The organism is Methanosarcina sp. A14 (assembly GCF_001729375.1).
GTDB lineage: Archaea > Halobacteriota > Methanosarcinia > Methanosarcinales > Methanosarcinaceae > Methanosarcina > Methanosarcina barkeri.
This window is the reverse complement of the sequence record NZ_LZPK01000094.1, coordinates 1-2,019: the sequence shown is the minus strand read 5'-3', so window position 1 is coordinate 2,019 and position 2,019 is coordinate 1. Positions and strand designations below refer to the sequence as shown.

Annotated in this window: 2 pseudogenes; one reads left to right on the top strand and one right to left on the bottom strand. The window is 34.5% G+C overall.

Annotated features, from left to right (window positions below):
- Window positions 1-490 precede the first annotated feature (490 nt).
- Window positions 491-1,113, bottom strand: a pseudogene (locus A9239_RS05320) (IS1634 family transposase); the annotation flags it as partial.
- 39 nt (window positions 1,114-1,152) lie between these two features.
- Between A9239_RS05320 and A9239_RS05315 the strand changes: the two are divergent.
- Window positions 1,153-2,007, top strand: a pseudogene (locus A9239_RS05315) (IS256 family transposase); the annotation flags it as partial.
- Window positions 2,008-2,019: the final 12 nt, after the last annotated feature.

Sequence of the window (2,019 nt, the reverse complement as noted above, 5' to 3'; positions counted from 1 at the left end):
ATAAATAATTTTTGATAATATTTATTACTATGAGAGCGCAGAGAGTCACGGATACCCTGACTTTTGCAGGCTGGCCGACAATTACTTTCAGTATGCAGGAATAAAGTTTATAGAAGATTCTGATCATTGAATTTATATCTTGACTTCACCAGAAAGGCAGTATAAAAAGATGATTCAGTATGCGGGAATAAAGTTTATAGAAGATTCTTATCACTAAATTTATATCTTGATAATGAGATTTATCCCGAATACCTACCTACACAAGAAAGGGCTTTAAGAAAAGCCCACTGTGTAATTTTTTCCAACGGTTTTGTACCATGAGTTCACCTACAAAAATGACTTAAAATACCTAATAATAGTTGCTGAAAAAGAGTTCTATTGCTGGAATACAGGTATCTCGAATTTTTTGTACGTCAGTGCAATGGCAATACACAACCATTTTTTAAACATTGCCCTATCCAAAAATCCTATATTCGACAGGTTAACGCAACTAGATATATATATTTTCATATTCCTCTCCCATGATACTCAATATTTTCCAGTGAATTTCTTCCATATTCAGTATTTCTGACTTTGTTTTCCCCTTTTTCTGCGTTATAAGTTCTGTAATTCCCTGAAACTTGAAAAATATCCATCTCATTGTTGGTCTTTTTGTTGGTTTTCCTTTCTGATCCGGAACTGTTTCATTTTTTTCTTCTAATTTTGTCCTTAATTTCCATTCTGCAATAGAATAAATCATTAAGCATAGAACCATTATCATTGTTAATGCTTCAATTCTTGATTTATTCTTGAGGTACCCTTCGATACGCTAAAGGTATCACTTTTCAAAAATCGAAATCCTTTTTCTACTCTATCCTGTCCTTTGTAATACTTCAGCATCTCTTCAGGAGAAAGACTGATATCATTACTTACAAGAATGAAAAGTCCCATTTTTTCCATTTCTTTTAAAACAAAAGCATCATTAACCTTTATAGTCCCATCAATCTTATAATATGTCTTTAATTTCTCATTTTTCAGAGGTCTTCCTCTTTTACCTACTTCACGTTTTTTAATGGTTTTCAAATCTACTTTTTCAAAAAGAACTGAAGGGAAATCTGCAATCCATGTTTCTGCTGTTAATGGGCAGTGTAGCGAAAGTTCTGTAAAATATGATTGACTCTATATCCCTTTTCTTCATCACAAAAAATAGGATGTAGAGTCAATGATTAATGTATTCTCATTCATAAAAGATTATCTAGTCGATCAGGAAGATGGAATTCGCCAGTTAATTACCTGGTTTTTAAATCTTGTCATGGAGGAGGAAGCCCTCTTCCAATCTTATGCACAACGTTATGAGCGTACTGATTCACGAAAAGCCAGTAGAAACGGCTACAAACCCCACACTCTCCTTACCAAATATGGAGAACTTGAATTATTAAAGCCTCAGTTCCGTGAATTCCCTTTTGAAACTCAGGTATTTGAAAAATATTCCAGGGTTGAAAAGTCTATATTAGCTACTGTAGCGGAATCTTACCTTCAAGGTGTTTCCACCCGACGGGTGGAAAAGGTCATGACTGCTTTAGGAGTAGAGGGAATCTCGACCTCTTCTGTTTCCAGAATTACTAAAGACCTTGATGAGAAAGTTGAAGAATTTCTCTCAAAGCCAATAGAACATGAAATTCCTTACCTTTTTGTTGATGCGACTTATCTTAAAATAAGAGATGGACTCCATTATGAAAATAAAGCTCTTTTTGTAGTTGCTGGAATCAGAGATGACGGTTTACGTGGATTCTTGGAGTAAGATTGGCAGACAGTGAAGACTCTCTATTCTGGGAAGATCTATTCGAAGATCTTAAAGAAAGAGGGTTAAGAGGCGTCAAGTTAGTTGTTTCTGATGGCCATAAAGGAATACAAAAAGCAGTAAGAGAATCCTTTATTGGATCAAGCTGGCAGACGTGTCATGTTCATCTGATAAGACAAGTTCTAAAAAAGGTTCCAAAAAAGAAACAGAAAGAAGTATCAAAAAAATAAAAGAAGCAT